We start from the raw sequence: 1,881 nt of genomic DNA, 5'->3' as shown, positions 1-1,881 counted from the left end.
GCGTCGGAGCTGGCGGCGACGATGCCGCCCTGCGCGGCGCGATGCACGACCTTGACACGTGGGTCACCGGCTGCATGTTCGTCGAGGAGGCGCGCCACCTCGGGTCGGGTCGACCCGTCGTTGACGAGCACATGCTCCCAGTTCGCCCAGCTCTGGCGTTCAACGGATCGGAGGCAGGCAGCCAAGTGGGTCGGGTCGGGGTCAAAGACCGGTGTCAGCACCGAGATGAGCGGAAGCATCGTGCTGCTCAGAAGATTCGGGCGCGGACCGACCGGGTGATCCGACCGACGGTGGACTGCGCACGATTGGTCACAAGCCGTTGGAAGTGGTCTTGGTCTTGGCGAGCGCGAGCCAATTCGACGTGCAGCTGAGCGACTTGACCGCGCAGCGCGCCAGCGCTGGCTTCGGCGCCCTTGGCGACGTCGCGTGCCGCGAGGAGGTCGTGGCGCAGTGCTGCGTACGCCTGCTCGTCTGGGCCAACGAGCGTGCGGAGGCGGTCGATCTCCGTGTGGAGCGCGCCGGGATCGGGTGCTGACATCGGCGCAAGTCTACTGCGAGCGCTCAGGGCGGCTGGTTTTACGGCCCGGCCAGGATTGGCCAGGGCAGGGTCGGGTGCAACTCGCGGAGGTGCCCCAGCATCAGGTCGCCGAACAGGTTCGACGTGGCGAGCATGGAGGTTTCCTGTGTGCGGTATCGGCCGAGCATCTCAGCGACATGCACGCCGCGTTCGCCTGCTGCTGCGAGTCGGAGCCACATCTCCCAGTCTTCCCAGCCAAAGACGAGCGCGTCGTCGACCCGATAGCCACCGTGTTGTTCGAAGGTCGTGGCACGGAACATGGCTTGGGCGTCGATGTGGTTGGCCGAACACAGCCAGGGCACGTGCCAACCGGTAGCGCTGCGCAAACCGGTGGTCTTGCCGAACTCTTCGAGGATCGACCAGGAGAACGCAGCACCGGGGTGGGCATCGAGCGCATCGGCCAGGCGGCGCAGGCACGTCGGGTAGACGTGGTTGTCGGCGTCCATCACCATGATCTTGGCGCCGCGGGCGTGTTCGATTGCCCGGTTCCGGCTCGCTGGAAGCCCACGGTTCGCATCGACGCCAATCAGCACGATTGGCGTGTCGGGGTGCGCTGCGATGAAGTCGCTGACCACCTGACGGCCATGGTCGTTGGAATGGTCGTCGACGATCACGATCTCGATGTCGACATCGGTCGACGCGACAATCGAGTCGAGTGTCTCACCGACCACTGCGGCGTAGTCAAAGAGCGTCACGATGACGCTGACCTCGGGCGTTGCGTCCGCCGTTGCATTCGCCGTTGCATTCTCGTAGGACGCCGACGTGATCACTTCGACGTGTTCGGCATCGCCATGACGGTAGGCGCAGCGAGCCGCGTCGATCGATCGTTGCAACGACATCTCATCATGGAGCGCGGCATAGACACGCCGACGGAAGGTCGTTGTCGGGCGGAAGGCGGGCAGCAACGGGATCTGTTGTGCCCGGCGCAGCTTCGAGCGGTACGACGGCACCGAACCCCGAGTAGCTGACCGCGAGCTGGCGCTGTGCTCCGGGATAGATGCCGGGATAGCTGCCGGGATAGATGCCGGGATAGATGCCGGGATAGCCGCCAGGATCGGGGCGAGGCTGTCGACGAGCGGATGTTCTTCGAGGACCGCAATCGATCCGGCCCGACTGATTTCGGCGCACCGTTCGGGGTCCTCGAGCAGTGCGGCAATCGTCGTCGCGACGTCGGTCGTCTCGATGAAGTGTGTACCCGACTTGAGCGGGGCAAAACCGGTTGCGGGTTCGGTGACGACGACGCAACCGTTCGCCATTGCCTCGATCAGCCGAGCCCATTCGAAGTAGTGGTTGGCACCGCCATC

General features: G+C 65.2%; 3 protein-coding genes. All 3 read right to left on the bottom strand.

Features of this window, described 5'->3' with window-relative positions; genetic code table 11:
* On the bottom strand, positions 1–239 hold a 239-nt coding region (locus tag ACH2EI_RS12410; RefSeq protein WP_395160248.1), incomplete at its 3' end, for a glycosyltransferase.
* Between the two features lie 8 nt (positions 240–247).
* Positions 248–538, bottom strand: a complete 291-nt coding sequence (locus tag ACH2EI_RS12405; RefSeq protein WP_395160246.1) for a hypothetical protein — start codon at positions 536–538, stop codon at positions 248–250.
* A gap of 38 nt (positions 539–576) precedes the next feature.
* The coding region (locus tag ACH2EI_RS12400) for a glycosyltransferase (RefSeq protein ID WP_395160244.1) at positions 577–1,881 on the bottom strand (1,305 nt) is incomplete at its 5' end.

The sequence above is a fragment of the Ilumatobacter sp. genome (assembly GCF_041688325.1).
GTDB lineage: Bacteria > Actinomycetota > Acidimicrobiia > Acidimicrobiales > Ilumatobacteraceae > Ilumatobacter_A.
This window is presented reverse-complemented; position numbering and strand designations above follow the sequence as displayed.

Excerpts from the sequence above, each read along its gene's own strand:
- ACH2EI_RS12405 (WP_395160246.1), bottom strand. The coding sequence starts at position 538 with ATGTCAGCACCCGATCCCGGCGCGCTCCACACGGAGATCGACCGCCTC.